We start from the raw sequence: 15,421 nt of genomic DNA on the forward strand, positions 1-15,421 counted from the left end.
TCTTTTCCTAGCCGCCAAAGCCACGGGCAAAGGCACCGCCGCCGATAACGCGGCGCGCAAACATGAGCGCGATAAAGGAGGGAACCCACAGAATGACCGACAGCACGGCGCCGTACTGAATGACCATCTGGTTGTTGATGAAGCTGATCATCAGCACCGGCATGGTGCGGATGCCGGGCGCCCCGATCAGCCAGGCGCCTTCGGTTTCATAGAAGGTGCCGACAAAGCTGAGCAGCACCGCCGCCGCAATCGTCGGGCCGGCCTGCGGCAGGGTGATGGACCAGAACACGCGCAGGGGACTGGCGCCGACATCGCGGGCCGCCTCCTCCATACGTCGATCCACCGCCTGAAACGCCGCCACCGGGATCCAGATCATGAACAACAGCGTGCCCACCAGCTGGATCAGCACGACACCCCAGAAGGTGCCGATCAGATTAAGCTGAAGGAAGATGGCCGCAATGGCGATCAACAGGCCGAATTTGGGAAAAGCGTGCCCGGCCAGGAACGAGAAGAACAGCACGGTGCGGCCAGGAAAGTTCATGCGGGCAAAGGCGTAGGCCGCGGGCAGGCAAATGGCCGCCGACATCAGGGTGACGACGGTGGACAATTGCAGACTCAGGGTCAGTGCGCTCCACACATCGGGACGCGTCAGGGTCTGTTCCCAAAAGCGCAGGCCGAACTGCTGTGGCACCACATTGGGATAGCGCCAGATTTCGGTGAAGGCCCAGGTGCCCACCACCAGCAGCGGGAAGATGATCGCGATCGCCAGCAGAGCCGTGAAGACAATGCCAAGCCAGTCAATGCGCGGCCGGTTTGTAATGGTGACTGCCATGGCTATTTCCTTCTGATTGCGCGCGACCGAGCGCACGTAGAAGAGCCCGAAGGCAATACAGAAGCCGAAGGTGATGACGGCCTGGGTGACGGCATTGATCGGATCGTTCACCTCGCGGAAGGTACGCTGCATGAACGGCCCCATCATTTCAGGCGCGGCCGGGCCCAGCAGATAGGGCAAGGTAAAGGCCGAGAAGATGCCCAGAATGGAGAAGGACAGGGCCACCAGGATCGAATTGGAAATGCGCGGCAGGATGATGTGCCAGAACACTTCAAGCCGATTGGCGCCCACATCGCGGGCGGCTTCGATGGCCTGATTGGCGACGCTGCCCAGCCCCGAGAGCAGGATCAGCACGGTTAGCGGGATATTGTCCCAGACCAGCCCGATGACCGGCCCCCAGGGCGTCAGATAGGGCGTGCGGATCTTGGGCAGGCCAACCGAATTGAGCACGATGTCGACCATGCCATTAGGTCCCAGCACGCGAATGAATGCATAGGCCAGGATGATCGAGGGCACGAACATCGGAAAGATGGCCAGTGCCTGCACAAAGCCCGGCAGCCGGCCGCTCGAAAAGCGCAGATAAAGCGCGATCGGCAGGCAGATCAGCAGCAGGAAGATGGCGCAGACAGCCGTGGTCCACAGCGTGACGCTCAGATTGGCCAGGCTGTAGCCGTCGGAAAAGAAGAAGGCGTAGCTCGAAAAATCCAGCCCGTAGTCGCCGGACAGATCGGGGCGCCAAATGGTGCGGACAATGGCGTTGATAATGGGCCAGATGACCAGCCAGGCCATCAACAGCACGGGGATGCCGACGAGCAGGAGGCCGGTTGGCCTCCTGCTGTCGGTGGTGGCATCGATCAGCGGCCGATGCTCCGCCTTAGTCGCCTCGCTCACGAGTTGCGGTCAACGTTTGGTGCAACATTGCGGTACCAGCCATCATTGATGGCTGAGGACCAGTCGCCACCGGGGAAGGTGGGGATGGAGGTCGGCACGATGTCGGCAAAACGCTCGCGCAGTTCAGGCGAGACATATTCCCAGGACACGCCGGGGAAGCCGCCCAGTTCGGTCAGGATGGCGCTCTGCATTTCTTCGGAGAGGATGAAATCGGCCAGCTTGAGCGCGGCGTCGCGATTGGTGCCGTTCTCGATGACCACCGAGCGGGTGAAACCGCCGGCCAGCGCCAGATCCTGCAGCTGTACCAGGCCGGTATCGGCGGGCAGAACGCCCTGATCGATAGCCTGAAGCACCTGATCGGACCAGACCGGGGTCATGGTGACCACGCCCTGTGCCAGCAGCTGGATGGACTGGGTGTTGCCCGAGGAATAGGCGCCGCCATCATAGAGCGATGGGGCGATGTCCTGCAGCAGCGCCCAGGCCTTGCCCAGCGCTTCCTCACCGAATTCTTCGGTATAGTTGTCGACGGTGAACACCGCTGGATCCAGACCATTGGCCTGATGGATGGCGCGGCGCACGAAATTGCCGCCCGACCCACCCTTGTCGGGACGGTTGTAGACGAACTGGCCGGGATTGGCCTTGATCCAGCTGACCAGCGCATCCCAGTCCTTGGGGGCATCGGCAGGGGCCAGCTTGGTGGTGTCATAGGCAAGCAGCACCTGGCTGCCGCGATAGGGCAGGCTGTAATCGCTCTCGATGGCCAGCGGGTTGACCTTGGCGTAGTTGGACAGGCCCGCTTCCTTGATATTGGTGTAAACGCCGGCTTCGATGGCGCCCGAGGGCAGCAGGGCGTCGGCGGATTCAAAGAAGTCAGCCTGCGGATCGGCATTGTTCTGCTTGGCGGCCATGGCGCGCTCGCCAATCGAAATGATGCCGGCGCCGTCGCCACCATCAACCAGATTGATCGAAATACCGGGATTGGCGGCCTCGAAAGCGGGACGCACGGTATTGGTCCAGAAGTCGAGAATATTGGTGTCCGAGCTGGTGTACCAGTCAATGCGACCTTCTTCGGCGAAGGCCAGGCGCGGCATCAGAGCCATGCCGGCGGCGGTCCCTGCAGCCGAGATCATAAAAGTACGACGTTTCATTTTGCTCTCCCATCTAGACGGCTCAAGACGAGCCTCTACGCTGTTTGCCGATCCTGGAGGTGGCACATCGACCGCGGTCGAAGGCGAATTCAGAACGGCATGTATCCGCCCACCTCATGGGGCTCCTCCCCCGATACAACGATCAGCGGAAGGCAATCCCAATCTTGTGTCGGGTATTGCCGGGCGCTTGCTCGCAAGCACAAGACAACACCGAAAACCGCTTGCACACAAGTGCAATGTTTTCAGCGACTGTCGGGACACTTATCGAGCGCGCATAACGTTTTGATGACAAAGTACGACTGATCACGTGTGCAATATAATTGCACATCTGGTGCAAGTCGCGCCCCAGCGCTCAGGATGCGGAGGGCCTGACCGACTTGCGCCACACCGGTACGGGCTCGAACAGGCGGCGTTCGGAGCCGGCGGCATCGGGATCGAGCAGCAGGTCCACGACATGGGTGGCCATGGCCGTCAGCGGCTGGGCAAAGGTGGTCAGCTTGTAGGATTCCCAACTGGCCTGCTCGATATCGTCAAAACCGACAATGCACAGATCCTGGGGGATACGCAGGCCAAATTCATGGCGGGCGGCGTCCATGAAACCCAGGGCCAGCAGATCGGTCACGCAGAACACCCCGTCGGGGGCCTGCGAGCGTCCGAAGACCTGGCGTGCACTCTCGAACCCGGAGGCATAGCTGGTCGGACCGGTCGCGGTGATGGCTACCTGCATCCCCACGGCCTGGGCCGCCGCGACGAAGGTCCGTTCGCGCTGCACCAGACTGGCGGTGCCCGCCGTCGAGGTGATCACGCCCAGCCGCTGGCAACCGGCGCGCCGCAGCAGGAACAGCGCCTCGGTGCTGGCCAACGCATTGTCGACCCCCAGATTATGGCTGCCCACCAGTTGATCATCACGATTGATCAGCACCACCTGCTGACCATTGGCCAGACAGGTTTCGATCAGCGCCGCCGGCGGCGTGCCCGAAAGCACGACCGTGGCATCGGCCCGGTAGTTCAAGGTCTGGCGCAGGGCCGAGGAAACGCTTTCGGTATCGGTTTCGGTATTGATCACCATGGTGATCTTGCCCGCTGCCTGCAGCTTGCGGGTGAGTACATCGACCATGGTGGCGCGGATCGGCGTGGTCATGTCAGCCACGACCAGGCAGACAATGCTGCTGCGCTCGCGCAGCACGCGCGCCAGATGATTGACGTGATAACCCAGCGCACTGGCGGCTGCGAGCACCTTGGTACGGGTCGCCTCCGAGACGCTGGCGCCATTGGTAAAGGTGCGCGACACGGCAGAGCGCGACACGCCGGCCTTGTCGGCCACCATCTGCGCGCTGACGAAACTGCGGGACTTCAAATCGCTCATCGTGACGGCCTACCCTCAAGCTGTCGCGATAGTGAAGGGAAACGGGCCGACGTCAAGCCGACCCATTTGCGCGATGGCGTTACGCCTGGTCTGGCTTTGCCGTGGCAAGCGCCTCGGCGACAGCCAGATCGGCCATGGCCAGAATTGCTTCGCGCGTCTTGGCAGCAGCGATGAAGCGACCATTGTGGCAGAAGCTGGCGCCCGGCACGCCCGAGGCAGCCTCAAGCTCGGCGCCGGTCAAACCCGCCCAGGTGGCGGGCAGATCGGCGCGCACGTCAAAGCCTTCATCGGCGCTGCGAATGGTGCCCAGCGACCAGTCATCGCCACGTGGATTGACCACGAACAACAGGTGATCAGCGCCCGCCTTGATGATGGCAGGGCGATGCGGCATGCCCATGGGCAGCTCGAGCACATGCCCCTGCCCGGCCTTTTCGATGGCCTGCATGACCATCGATTCAGCGCGCAGCTTGGCCGCACTGCGGGCGATTCTGGCTTCAACGAACGTGCGCGCAATACCCAGCGCCACGTGGAAGCCGCGGTCCTCAGCCTCGGGATCGGTTTCGTCAAAGACCGGCTTGAGGGTTTCGAGCAGTGCCGAGAGCGTGTGGCCGGCCAGAATACCGGCCGTGGCCGGGCTGAGGGCGCCATTATCCACCAGATCGATGGGCAGCACGAAGCTGCTGTCAAAGCTGGAAAATACGGTCTCGACATGATCCGCCGGCACATTTGAAGCGGCCAGGTAATCGCGGCCGAAATGCTTCCAGATCAGGCCAAACGAGCTATAGGGCTGATCGTCCTCGCGCAGCGGCGCACCGCGCTGATGGTGATCAAAGATCCGCGCCTCGGCATCATAGGCCCCGCCCACGTCATAAACGACACGGTCGGGTCCCGGCGTGATCCATTCGGGCGCGCGGCTGCGCACGATGCGCGCCTGGGGAAACAGTCGGGTCAGGATGACGCTGGAGAGCAGTTCATCGGCATGGAAGCCACCGGAATGGGTGACGAGAAGCTCTGGGGTCATGCCAGGGTGTGCCTTGTGGTTCGCGCGGATGCGTTTGGAGTTGGCACCAGATACCCATTGCCGGGTGTCAGCTCAACCCGCGATCGCACCCAGCGGTCGCAAAGACCATGACTGCGGCCAATCCGCGACGGTTTTTGATCAATGAGAAATGGCTGGGGCGCCAGGATTCGAACCTGGGAATGCCGATACCAAAAACCGGTGCCTTACCACTTGGCGACGCCCCAACTGGCGCGGTTCGTACACGGTTTGGAGGCGCTTCGCAACATGGTCTGAGCGGCCTTAAATGCCATTGCGCAACGCTTGAACGGCAAAGCCAGCTTGGCTATAACGCCCCGCATCGCGAATGGCCGCGACGCCTCCCTGTGCTGGGCATCTGCCGCCACATTATCCCGTATCGCGAGATCTGACGGAGTATAGCGCAGCCTGGTAGCGCACCTGCTTCGGGAGCAGGGGGTCGAGTGTTCGAATCACTCTACTCCGACCAACCAAGCCCGACCTCTGATGAGGCCGGGCTTTTCTGTTGGCGGGACCCCTGCCCTATTTGGCTTTCTTGGCCAGCCAGATGTGGTGGCGTTCGCCGCCCTTCTTGCCGCGGGCGCGGACCTTTTCTTCCCTGACGGCAAAGCCGGCCATGGTCAGGCGCTTGGTAAAGGGGGCGCTGGTGTGGGAGGACCAGACCGCCAGCACCCCATCGGGACGCAGGCTGGTCAGCGTGCGGCGCAGGCTTTTGACGCTATAGAGCTGCTGGTTGGAATCGCGGGTCAGGCCCTCGGGGCCATTGTCGACATCGAGCAGAATGGCGTCATAGAGATTTTCACCCACCAGCGCTGTGCCGACATCGCCCAGACGGATGGTGACGCGCGGGTCCGACAGGCAGGTGCCGAACACGTCGGCCATGGGCCCGCGAGCCCATTCGACCACGGCGGGCACCAGTTCGGCCACGGTAATGCGGGCATCGGCGGGCAGGATGTCGAGCGCAGCGCGCAGGGTGAACCCCATGCCCAGACCGCCGATCAGCATGTGCGGCCTGGCGCGGCCGGCAATGGCTTGCCAGCTCAGGCTGGCCAGCGCCTCTTCGGAGCCGCTCATGCGACTGTTCATCAGCGAGGTGGTCCCCGCCATGATGGAAAATTCGCTGCCGCGCTGCATCAGACGCAGATCGCCCTCGCCGCCGGGCACGCTGGCCGTATCGAGCAAAGTCCAGGGATTTACAGCCATGCTATCTCGCAAAAACAGAAAGCCGGCCACAAGGGGCCGGCTTTCGAAAACATGTTGAACGCGATTAGCGCTTGGCGACCATCTTCCAGGCGCCGGTAACGGTCAGGGCAGCCAGCGCCATCTTGAGGATGTCCCAGATCACGAAGGGCTGCACTGCCTTGGCAAAGGCCGAAGCGATCACATTGGTCTGGTCGATCCAGCCGGCCTGACCAGCCATGATCACCAGCCAGGCAAAGCCGAGCACGAACATCACGGCATCGCCGACCAGCATGGCCGAGAACAGCGCAAGTGGCTTGCCTGAGGCGCCGCGGTCAGCAGCAAAGCCGACAATGGCTGCCAGAGCGACAAAGCCGAGCAGGAAGCCGCCGGTGGGGCCAACGAGATAGGCAAGACCACCGCCCGTGGCGAACACGGGCAGGCCCATGGCGCCTTCGAGCAGGTACAGGCCAACAGTGGCAACGCCGATGCGCATGCCAAAGGCTGCGGCCAGGGCGGCAATGGCAAAGCCCTGCAGCGTCACGGGAACGGGCCAGACCGGCACGTTGATCTTGGCGCACAGGGTGATCAGCAGCGTGCCAAGAACGACTGTTGCCAGATTGGACGCCAGCTTGGCAGCGTCACCCTTGGGCTGGTAGAGGCCAAGGAGCGTGTTGGGCGTGGTCAAAGTGACGGCCATTTCATACCTTCCATGCAAAACGGGAACCGGCACCCCTCTGCGGGACGCACAACAGTTCGTATGTTCACTTCATAATCTGACGCCTTCGGGAGTGCAATGGCTGCCACCCTCACCTTCAATAGGGAATTTGACCCGCAAACCGGCGTTGCCGTGCCGGTCTGCGCGGGCCTGGTGCGGATTACCGCGCCCAATGGCAGCCCCTATACCTTCACCGGTACCAACAGTTTTCTGCTCGGCCATGAGCGGCTTGCCCTGGTTGATCCGGGGCCCGACGATGCCACCCATCTGGCGGCGCTGCACGCGGCCATGGCCGGTCGAGCGCTTGAGGCGATCATCCTGACCCACACCCATCGCGATCACAGCGCCGCTGCCGCCCGGCTGGGGCGCCAGTATGACGTGCCGATCTGGTTTGGCGGGCGGCACCGGCTATCGCGGCCGCTGCGGCGATTCGAACGCAATGTGCTGCGCAAGTCCTGCGACTGGGATCTGGTGCCCGACCGCATACTGATTGATGGCGAGACCATTGCGGCGGGCGATGTGCGCATCAGCGTGCACACCACGCCGGGCCATTGCGCCAACCATCTGGCCTTTGGCTATGGCGATGTCCTGCTCAGCGGCGATCACGTGATGGGCTGGAATTCCACACTGGTGTCGGTGCCGGACGGATCAATGGCCGATTATTTTGCCTCGCTCGACAAGGTCATTGCCCTGCCCCAGCAGCGCTATGTGCCTGCCCATGGTGGAGCCATCGAGAACGGTCCCGGTTTTGCCCGGGCGCTCAAGGCGCATCGGCACATGCGCAATGGTCAGGTGCTGGCTGCAATTGCCGACGGTGCGCACAGCATCGGCGCTCTGGTCAGTGCGATCTACCCCAGCCAGAGCCTGCCGGTGCGCATGGCGGCGCGCATGACCATTGCCGCCCATGTCGAATATCTCGAAAACCTCGGCCAGCTCAGCGTATCGCGGCGCCCATGGGGCACACGGATACGCGCTAGCTGAGCGGCGCGACGTCATCCTCGACGGGCTCGATGTCGGGCTGATTGACGTTGGGATTATCGCGCAGCAGCACGGTGACGGCATCGTCGAGCTCGGCCAGAAAGCGCTCGATGCGTTGCCCATTGGCGCCAAAGTCATGCAGCGCGTTGAGCGAGGCGGAGCGCATGTCGACCATGGCCGTGGTGGCGGTGCCGGTAACGCGGACCACGGCCTCTTCGCGCCAGCCGGGAATGGTCATGATCTGCGCGTTGATCTGCGCCGGCGCCAGCGCCGCATCGGGCGCACGCACCAGCCGTACGTCCCAGCCATGATCCTGGATGATCTGTTCGACCAGCGCAAAGGTCTGCGCCTGCCCCAGCGGGTAGGCGCGGGTTTCGGCGCTGGGGAAAATCGACTGTGCCTGCGCGGCGGTGAGCAGTCTGGGGGTGGCATGGCCGCCGTGCCGGGCTCGAACACCAGGGGTAGCGCGCCACGCGTGGTGGTGGCGATGTCGGTGACGGCCGGATATTTCAGCGCCAGATTGCCGTACCAGGCAAAGGGGGCCAGACAAAGCAGGCCAAAAAACAGACCGAACAGCGCCTTGCTCCAACCCTGATCGCCGGTTTGCCAGAGCCGCGCCAGCGCGATTACCGCGCATAGCACGGCCAGCAGGGCGACAAGGGCGGCGCCGATGGTGGTGGTCAAGAACAGGTCACTGGAAATCAGACGCAGCCGGTGCAGCAGCACCGAGATGATGACAAGCGGCACCGCGACGCTGCCCAGTCGGCGCGCCCAGATGGCCCATCGCGATGTCCGGATCAGTATGCGCACTCTGCCGCCGCCGCTTCACTTGAGCCAGACATAGCGCCAAGGTGTTGCGCGAGTTTGAAGATTTTGCCGTTGCGCATCACTTGGTCTTGGTTTGCCCGATATTGAACGCGGTACGGTCACACATGGTTCTGATGGCGCGCCATTCGGTGGGGGTGAAAGGCGGCTCGAGCCCATCGGGGCGCTGTGCACCCAGCTCGGCCAAGGCGGCCTTGCGATCATCGGTCAGGGGATGGGTGCTGAGCAGCGCCAGCGCGCGGGCGAAATCATCGTCGCGACCGACACGGTTGAGCAGATCGGCCAGCCCGGATGGGTCAAAATCCATGCGCTGGGCAACCGCGGCGGCAAAGGCATCGGCCTGCCGCTCGGCATCGCGCGAAAAGCTGGCATCGATGATGGTGGAACCCAGGCCCGCCGCCAGTGAAATACCGGTCATGTCACCCAGAATGAAGCCGATCAGCGCACCGGTGCCGGCCGAGGAAATCAGCTGCTCCATGCCGTGGCGATGGGCGACGTGGCCAATCTCATGGGCCAGTACACCGGCGAATTCATCGGGGAACTGCGCCTGTTCGAGCAAGGCCGAGAAGAAGAATACCTGCCCGCCGGGCAGCGCGAAGGCATTGGGAATGTCGGACCGCACCACATTGATGCTGAGCGCAAAGGGCGACCCGCTCTCGGCCATGGCGGCCTGACCGAACCGGGCTATGGCGCGGTTGGCGAGGCTATCGGGATCGGGATCACACAGCTGAAAGCCGCCCAGACTGGCCTCCATCTGGGTGGCGACGGTGGCGCCCAGCCGCTGCTCCCAATCGGTAGGCACCAATCCCACAAGGCGGTTGGCCAATAGCGGCACGCCATAGAGATAGGCGGCAATTACCGAGGCCAGCGCCAGGGTGGCTATCACCGCCAGACGGGTCTGACGCCCGGCTTCGCGGCGCTGCTTGGACTGCAGCACCGGCAGGGTGGCCCGGATGCGCGCGACATTTTCAGCGCCCTGCACCACCACGCGTGCGCCGGCCGAGGCGCTGCTGCAGGCCAGCCGCAATTCGCCCCGGCGACCTGGAACAACATAGAGGTCCGCTGCCGGCCAACGCGCCAGCTCATGATGATCGGTCGCCGCATTGATCAGCAGGCTGCCGGTCTCGTACTCGGCCAGATAGTGCAGCTCGACACCGTGCACCTCGGCCACGCGGCCATCATGGAAACGCCCCAGGATCGGCATCAATAAGCCCCCACATTGAGCGCATCGGCCAGACCTTCACCCGCCAGCGCCTTGTCCTCGCTGCGGGCGCGCACGCCGCGCAGGCTGTCGGCCCCGGCAATGCTGGCGCCGCTGGCAATCAGCTTCCAGTAGCCCAGGCCAATGAACAGCTCGGTCATCATGGTGAAGGCGCCCAGGATCAGCAGATAGCCAAAAATGATGGCGATCAGGGTGATCAGGCTGCCCTGCATGTAGCGAAAGAAGATTTCGGGATCAAAGCCGCCGGCAAAAGCCTCATTGGCCACCAGCCCCAGCACGACGAAGCCGCCAATGGCCAGCAGCACGAAGGCGCCCAGCAGGGCCAGCCCGCACAGCACATATTGCCCGAACAGGGCTCGACCGGTTACCGTGACCGTGACAACTGCGCTGCCCAGCCGGACGCTGGAATACATGCGGCTCAGCTCGCGCGCCTGATAGCGCAGGGCCAGCAGCGCGATCAGCAAGGCCCCGATGCCCAGCGGCACAAGGCCCAGCGGATTGAACTCGCCCCCAGCTGGCACGACATCCATGGCCAGCCCGACGCCTGCCGCGATGGCGCCGATGATCACCACCGCGACATAGGTCAGATAGTATTGCGCGGCGAGCTGTTTCCAACTGCCGACAAAGCCAAAGCGCAGATCGCCATACCAGCTATGGCCATAGCGATAGCGCCACAGGCTGGCGGCCATGAACGGGTAGACCAGCCCCGCGGTGACGATCATCAGCAGGGACCAGCCGAAGCGACGCAGGGCATAGGCCCAGCCATTGCCGGTCTGATCAAAGCGAATGCCGCGCCACAGCGTGCGCGAAAAGCGGAAATCACGGGCGCGATAGATGGCGTAGCCCATCAGGAACCACAGCGCGACACCGATGCCGCCATAGCCAATGATGGCCGCGTCTGTGGACAGTGTGGAGAGGTAGAAAAACACCACATAGAAGGGCAGGAACACCGCCAGCGCCATCAGGAAACCGAGCAGCAACTGCATGGCATTGCCGGTATATTCAAGGCTATCGCCATCAATTTCGGTATTGGACCAGTAAAAACGCCGCTTCCAGGTCAGCAGCCAGAAGCGATACAGGCCAATGGTGGGCAAGAGCAGCAGATAGCCGCGCAAGAGCAGGCCGCCCAGTTCGCGTCGCGTTCCGGTGAATACGACCGGCACCGGTCGTCCCGGGCCCTGTTGCATGACCATGCCAAATCTCCGCCTCCCCTGCGTTTTAGGGGAGGCAGGCCGGATTGGAAAGCATGGTCAGTGCCAATTTGCTAGGGATAGAGCCGCTGGCTGGTCCAGGGCTGGTCGATCCCCTCGCGGGTGAAACGCACCCGGTCATGCAGGCGAAACTCGCCATCCTTCCAGAATTCAATGCTCGAGGGCACAAGACGGAAGCCGGACCAGTGCGGGGGCCGGGTCACCCCGTCCTCGCCGATCTGGCTGGTCCGCTGCGCAACCTCGTCGAGCAAGGCCTGGCGGTTTTCGAGCGGCCGAGACTGCTGCGATACCGACGAAGCAATCTGGCTGCCCTTGGCGCGGCTGGCGAAATAGGCGTCGGCCTCGGCAGGCGTCACCTGCTCAACCGGCCCGCGCATGCGAATCTGTCGGCGCAGCGACTTCCAGTGCATCACCATGGCCCCCTTGGGCTGGTCCAGCAGCTGATGGCCCTTGGTGCTTTGAAAATTGGTGAAAAAGCTGAAGCCGCGCTCATCGCGCGCATTGAGCAGCACCATGCGCACATCGGGCAGACCATCGCCATCAACACTGGCAAAAGCCATGGCGTGCGGGTCATTGGGCTCGGCTTCCTGCGCCAGCGCGAACCATTCTTCGAACAGCGCGAGGGGGTCCAGGGCGGTGCGATCCGCATCATAAAACAGGCGTTCGGTCAAAGTCTGCAGCATATCGATATCATCCCTTCGTCGCGCAAAACTGGACAAGCCGGGGGGCGTGGCCATATAGGACTCGAAACCGGGGCGAAGCAACGCCCGCATCAATTGAATGGACCAAATGCGCGATCCCTATTCCGTGCTTGGGGTGCCTCGTTCGGCTGGCGAGAAGGACATCAAGTCCGCCTATCGCAAGCTGGCCAAGAAGTTCCACCCTGACCAAAATCCAGACGATCCTGCAGCGCACGGCAAATTTGCCGAGGCGACCAATGCCTATGACCTGCTCAACGACAAGGAAAAGCGGGCCCAGTACGATCGCGGCGAGATCGATGCCGACGGCAATCCGAAGTTTGCCGGATTCCATCCCGGCGCCGGCGGGCAGCGCGGTGGCCGCACCGCGCAGGGCGGCTTTACAGCTGAGGACATCCTCAAGGAATTCATGAGCGGCTTTGGCGGCCAGCCGCGTGGCGGCGCTGGTCGTGGCCCCGGCCCCGGTGCCGGCGGCGCCCAGTGGGACCCGTTTGCCGGCGCAGCTGCAGGCGGCGGCGCTGGTGCAGGACGCGCCATGAAGGGCGATGATGTGGTGGTCAACGCCACAGTCTCGCTCGAGGATGCCCACAAGGCGGCCTCGATCCAGGTGCGCATGCCCAGCGGCAAGGTGCTTTCGGTCAAGCTGCCCGAGAAGGTCGAAGAGGGCCAGCAGATCCGGCTCAAGGGCCAGGGGTCTCCCGGCATGGGCGAGCCCGGCGATGCGCTGGTCACGGTGCGTTTTGAAAAGTCCAAGCAGTTCCGCCGCGATGGGGCCGATATCCGCACCGATGTGCCGATCACGCTCTATGAGGCGGTGCTGGGTGCCAAGGTGCGCGTGCCGACGCTGGATGGCTCTGTCGAGTTGAACCTGCCACCAGGCATGGATACCGGCAAGGCGCTGCGCCTGAAGGGCAAGGGGCTCTATGGCGCCGGCGATCTCTACGCCAATCTCAAGGTCATCCTGCCGCCCGGCGGGGATGCCGATCTCGAGGCGCTGGCCCGCTTCATGCGTGACCAGAAGCCCTACAAGGTCCGCGACTAGCGAAACCCTGCCTCTCCCCTTAAAGGGAGAGGTGAGGACACCCTAGTCCCTTGGCGCCGCGGCGCGCTGCAAACGATCATTGATGGCTTCGCCCAGCCCCCGGTCGGGGACTGGCGCCACTGCGATCATGTCGGTGCCCAGCCCATCAAGCTCATGCAACATGGCGAACAGATTGCGCGCGGCTTCATGCAGGTCGCCACTGGGTGAGAGATTGCGCGTGGGACCGGCAAAGTCTTGGGCCTTCCCGAAGGCCAGATAGGCCTCTCCCGCCTTTGGCGTGGTGTCCAGCCGCAGGCTGGCATTGGGCGCATAATGGCTCACCAGCATGCCGGGCGCCGCCACGGCTGCGTCCTTGTCGGCTACAGCCACTGTCAGGCCCAGCGCCTGCTCGATATCGTGGCGGGCGATCGCGCCGGCGCGCAATTGCACCAGTTGATCTTCCAGCACCCGCACAATGGTGGATTCCACCCCGGCCCGGCAGGGCCCGCCATCAAGTACCGGTACGCGCCCATCAAAACCCAACCGCACCTGAAAAGCCGTGGTCGGGGACAGCCGCCCCGAAGGATTGGCCGAGGGTGCAGCCAGCGGCTTGCCAACAGCGGCCAGCAGCGCCAGTGCCAGCGGGTGATCGGGAATGCGGATGGCCACGGTATCGAGCCCGGCCATGGCCACATCGGCCAGTCCATTGCCCAGCCTGACGGGCAGCACCAGGGTCAGCGGCCCGGGCCAGAGCGCTGCAGCCCGTCGGGCCAGTGGCGAAAACTCGGCCAGCGTCTCGGCCATGGCCAGATCGGCGCAATGGATGATCAACGGATTGAAGCGCGGACGGCCCTTGGTCTCATAGATCGAGAGTACCGCATCGGCATTGGTGGCGTCGGCGCCCAGCCCATACACGGTCTCGGTGGCAAAGGCGCATAACTGGCCGGCGCGCAGCAGAGCTGCAGCGTCTTCCACCGTTTTCGGATCAGAATGGGTCATGACATCCTTCATGGGTCTCGGCGTTGTTTGACAACGCCAACGAGGCGCGTCAAGACGAAGGGGCAAGAGCATAGGAGCCCGACCGCGCGTGAGTACGCTACTTGTCAATCAACCGAACTTCGCCGATCACGTCACGCCGCAGGGTCATCCCGAGCGCGCGGACCGGCTGCGCGCCGTCGAAGACGCCCTGGCGCGACCCAGATTCGACAAGCTGATCCGGCGCGATGCCCCCAGTGGGGATCTTACGCTGGCCGAGCTGGTGCACAATGCTGCCTATATGGCCAAGCTGCGCGATGCGCGCCCCGCCGAGGGTATTGGCCAGCTTGATCCGGACACCTTCATTTCCGCAGGGTCGCTGGCTGTTGCCGGTACCGGGCTGGGCGGCGCATTGAGCGCTTTGGACGCGGTGCTGATGGGGGAGGTCGACAATGCCTTCTGCGCCATTCGCCCGCCGGGCCACCACGCCGAAATTGCCACGCCCATGGGGTTCTGCCTGATCAACACCGTGGCCATCACGGCGCGTGAGGCACAGCGCAAATATGGCGCGGAGCGTGTCGCCATCATCGATTTCGACGTGCATCATGGCAATGGCACACAGGATATCTTCAAGGCCGACCCGAGCGTGTTTTACGCCTCGAGCCATCAGATGCCGCTGTTTCCGGGTACCGGCAGGGCCGACGAGACCGGGGTGGGCAATATCGCCAACAGCCCGCTTGATCCCCATACCGGTGGCGCTGAAATGCGCGACGCCTACCTCACCCGCATCATCCCCGCGCTGGTCGATTTCTCTCCCGATCTGATCCTGATTTCGGCGGGGTTCGACGCCCATGAGCGCGATCCACTGGCCCAGTTGAACTGGAGCTCGGCCGACTATGGCTGGATCACGGGGAAATTGATGGATGTGGCCGACCGCTACTGCGGGAACCGCATTGTTTCGCTGCTCGAAGGTGGCTATGACCTCAAGGGACTGGCCGGTGGGGTTTCCCATCACGTAGCCATGCTGATGGACGGTGCCATCGGGCACCTGGACGAATAGGAAATTTGCTGATGGCCGACAATGACGATGTGAAGACGCTGAGCTTTGAGGCCGCACTGGCCCAGCTCGAGGAAATTGTCGGCAAGCTGGAATCGGGCAAGGCTCCACTGGCGGAATCGATTGCCATCTATGAGCGCGGCGAAGCCCTCAAGGCGCATTGCGAAGCGCTGCTCAAGGCCGCTGAGGCCCGCATCGAGAAGATCACCCTGTCGCGCGACGGCAATCCCACGGGCACCGAGCCCCTCGACGCCTAGGCGTCAG

General features: G+C 63.4%; 15 protein-coding genes, 2 tRNA genes and 1 pseudogene. 5 read left to right on the forward strand and 13 right to left on the reverse strand.

Annotated features, from left to right (window positions below; genetic code table 11):
• Positions 1-7: 7 nt before the first annotated feature.
• From AC0L37_RS13200 to AC0L37_RS13225, 6 genes and pseudogenes are all read right to left on the reverse strand, one after another.
• Positions 8-832 carry an ABC transporter permease gene (locus tag AC0L37_RS13200; protein WP_212658759.1) on the reverse strand — a complete coding sequence of 275 codons (825 nt, stop codon included), beginning with the start codon at positions 830-832 and terminating at the stop codon, positions 8-10.
• A gap of 9 nt (positions 833-841) precedes the next feature.
• Positions 842-1,621, reverse strand: a pseudogene (locus AC0L37_RS13205) (ABC transporter permease); the annotation flags it as partial.
• 98 nt (positions 1,622-1,719) lie between these two features.
• Entirely contained in the window at positions 1,720-2,871 is a 1,152-nt protein-coding gene (locus AC0L37_RS13210; RefSeq protein ID WP_212658760.1) for an extracellular solute-binding protein, read from the reverse strand.
• Between the two features lie 352 nt (positions 2,872-3,223).
• The gene (locus AC0L37_RS13215) at positions 3,224-4,237 is read right to left on the reverse strand and encodes a LacI family DNA-binding transcriptional regulator (protein WP_282220863.1); all 1,014 of its coding nucleotides are present in this window, start codon (positions 4,235-4,237) and stop codon (positions 3,224-3,226) included.
• Between the two features lie 79 nt (positions 4,238-4,316).
• Positions 4,317-5,258, reverse strand: a complete 942-nt coding sequence (locus tag AC0L37_RS13220; RefSeq protein ID WP_282220862.1) for an MYG1 family protein — start codon at positions 5,256-5,258, stop codon at positions 4,317-4,319.
• Between the two features lie 149 nt (positions 5,259-5,407).
• Positions 5,408-5,482 (reverse strand) — tRNA-Gln (locus AC0L37_RS13225).
• Positions 5,483-5,665: 183 nt separating this feature from the next.
• Between AC0L37_RS13225 and AC0L37_RS13230 the strand changes: the two genes are divergently transcribed.
• Positions 5,666-5,742 (forward strand) — tRNA-Pro (locus AC0L37_RS13230).
• A 53-nt stretch (positions 5,743-5,795) separates the two neighbouring features.
• Here AC0L37_RS13230 and AC0L37_RS13235 read toward each other — a convergent pair.
• Positions 5,796-6,476 (reverse strand): spermidine synthase family protein, encoded by a 681-nt coding sequence (locus AC0L37_RS13235; RefSeq protein ID WP_212658764.1) that lies wholly within the window; start codon positions 6,474-6,476, stop codon positions 5,796-5,798.
• A 64-nt stretch (positions 6,477-6,540) separates the two neighbouring features.
• Positions 6,541-7,152 carry a biotin transporter BioY gene (locus AC0L37_RS13240; RefSeq protein ID WP_212658765.1) on the reverse strand — a complete coding sequence of 204 codons (612 nt, stop codon included), beginning with the start codon at positions 7,150-7,152 and terminating at the stop codon, positions 6,541-6,543.
• A 96-nt stretch (positions 7,153-7,248) separates the two neighbouring features.
• Here AC0L37_RS13240 and AC0L37_RS13245 point away from each other — a divergent pair, with 96 nt between their 5' ends.
• The gene (locus AC0L37_RS13245; RefSeq protein WP_282220861.1) at positions 7,249-8,151 is read left to right on the forward strand and encodes an MBL fold metallo-hydrolase; all 903 of its coding nucleotides are present in this window, start codon (positions 7,249-7,251) and stop codon (positions 8,149-8,151) included.
• On the opposite strand, the gene AC0L37_RS13250 is transcribed toward AC0L37_RS13245, so the two are convergent.
• The 4 genes from AC0L37_RS13250 to pdxH form a co-directional block, all read right to left on the reverse strand.
• Positions 8,144-8,698 carry a DUF1499 domain-containing protein gene (locus AC0L37_RS13250; RefSeq protein WP_473313087.1) on the reverse strand — a complete coding sequence of 185 codons (555 nt, stop codon included), beginning with the start codon at positions 8,696-8,698 and terminating at the stop codon, positions 8,144-8,146. The genes AC0L37_RS13245 and AC0L37_RS13250 overlap by 8 nt on opposite strands.
• A gap of 336 nt (positions 8,699-9,034) precedes the next feature.
• Entirely contained in the window at positions 9,035-10,177 is a 1,143-nt protein-coding gene (locus AC0L37_RS13255; protein ID WP_282220859.1) for a M48 family metallopeptidase, read from the reverse strand.
• Positions 10,177-11,388 carry a DUF898 family protein gene (locus tag AC0L37_RS13260; RefSeq protein WP_269368212.1) on the reverse strand — a complete coding sequence of 404 codons (1,212 nt, stop codon included), beginning with the start codon at positions 11,386-11,388 and terminating at the stop codon, positions 10,177-10,179. The genes AC0L37_RS13255 and AC0L37_RS13260 overlap by 1 nt, the downstream gene beginning before the upstream one ends.
• A 71-nt stretch (positions 11,389-11,459) precedes the next feature.
• Positions 11,460-12,089, reverse strand: a complete 630-nt coding sequence (pdxH, locus tag AC0L37_RS13265) for a pyridoxamine 5'-phosphate oxidase (protein WP_282220858.1) — start codon at positions 12,087-12,089, stop codon at positions 11,460-11,462.
• A gap of 106 nt (positions 12,090-12,195) precedes the next feature.
• Here pdxH and AC0L37_RS13270 point away from each other — a divergent pair, with 106 nt between their 5' ends.
• Positions 12,196-13,146 (forward strand): DnaJ C-terminal domain-containing protein, encoded by a 951-nt coding sequence (locus tag AC0L37_RS13270; protein ID WP_282220857.1) that lies wholly within the window; start codon positions 12,196-12,198, stop codon positions 13,144-13,146.
• Positions 13,147-13,188: 42 nt separating this feature from the next.
• Here the strand turns inward: AC0L37_RS13270 and AC0L37_RS13275 are convergent, their stop codons facing one another.
• Positions 13,189-14,124 (reverse strand): L-threonylcarbamoyladenylate synthase, encoded by a 936-nt coding sequence (locus AC0L37_RS13275; protein ID WP_282220856.1) that lies wholly within the window; start codon positions 14,122-14,124, stop codon positions 13,189-13,191.
• Between the two features lie 88 nt (positions 14,125-14,212).
• Here AC0L37_RS13275 and AC0L37_RS13280 point away from each other — a divergent pair, with 88 nt between their 5' ends.
• Positions 14,213-15,160: a histone deacetylase family protein gene (locus AC0L37_RS13280; RefSeq protein ID WP_212658773.1), complete on the forward strand. Its 948-nt coding sequence runs from the start codon at positions 14,213-14,215 to the stop codon at positions 15,158-15,160.
• An 11-nt stretch (positions 15,161-15,171) separates the two neighbouring features.
• The gene (locus tag AC0L37_RS13285; RefSeq protein ID WP_212658774.1) at positions 15,172-15,414 is read left to right on the forward strand and encodes an exodeoxyribonuclease VII small subunit; all 243 of its coding nucleotides are present in this window, start codon (positions 15,172-15,174) and stop codon (positions 15,412-15,414) included.
• The last annotated feature ends 7 nt before the right edge of the window (positions 15,415-15,421 follow it).

This window comes from Devosia sp. J2-20 (assembly GCF_055808475.1).

What these genes read in the sequence shown, in the direction of transcription:
- AC0L37_RS13200 (WP_212658759.1), bottom strand. Translation starts at nt 832, where the DNA reads ATGGCAGTCACCATTACAAACCGGCCGCGCATTGACTGGCTTGGCATT.
- AC0L37_RS13210 (WP_212658760.1), bottom strand. Translation starts at nt 2,871, where the DNA reads ATGAAACGTCGTACTTTTATGATCTCGGCTGCAGGGACCGCCGCCGGC.
- AC0L37_RS13215 (WP_282220863.1), bottom strand. Translation starts at nt 4,237, where the DNA reads ATGAGCGATTTGAAGTCCCGCAGTTTCGTCAGCGCGCAGATGGTGGCC.
- AC0L37_RS13220 (WP_282220862.1), bottom strand. Translation starts at nt 5,258, where the DNA reads ATGACCCCAGAGCTTCTCGTCACCCATTCCGGTGGCTTCCATGCCGAT.
- AC0L37_RS13235 (WP_212658764.1), bottom strand. Translation starts at nt 6,476, where the DNA reads ATGGCTGTAAATCCCTGGACTTTGCTCGATACGGCCAGCGTGCCCGGC.
- AC0L37_RS13240 (WP_212658765.1), bottom strand. Translation starts at nt 7,152, where the DNA reads ATGGCCGTCACTTTGACCACGCCCAACACGCTCCTTGGCCTCTACCAG.
- AC0L37_RS13245 (WP_282220861.1), top strand. Translation starts at nt 7,249, where the DNA reads ATGGCTGCCACCCTCACCTTCAATAGGGAATTTGACCCGCAAACCGGC.
- AC0L37_RS13255 (WP_282220859.1), bottom strand. Translation starts at nt 10,177, where the DNA reads ATGCCGATCCTGGGGCGTTTCCATGATGGCCGCGTGGCCGAGGTGCAC.
- AC0L37_RS13260 (WP_269368212.1), bottom strand. Translation starts at nt 11,388, where the DNA reads ATGGTCATGCAACAGGGCCCGGGACGACCGGTGCCGGTCGTATTCACC.
- pdxH (WP_282220858.1), bottom strand. Translation starts at nt 12,089, where the DNA reads ATGCTGCAGACTTTGACCGAACGCCTGTTTTATGATGCGGATCGCACC.
- AC0L37_RS13270 (WP_282220857.1), top strand. Translation starts at nt 12,196, where the DNA reads ATGCGCGATCCCTATTCCGTGCTTGGGGTGCCTCGTTCGGCTGGCGAG.
- AC0L37_RS13275 (WP_282220856.1), bottom strand. Translation starts at nt 14,124, where the DNA reads ATGACCCATTCTGATCCGAAAACGGTGGAAGACGCTGCAGCTCTGCTG.
- AC0L37_RS13285 (WP_212658774.1), top strand. Translation starts at nt 15,172, where the DNA reads ATGGCCGACAATGACGATGTGAAGACGCTGAGCTTTGAGGCCGCACTG.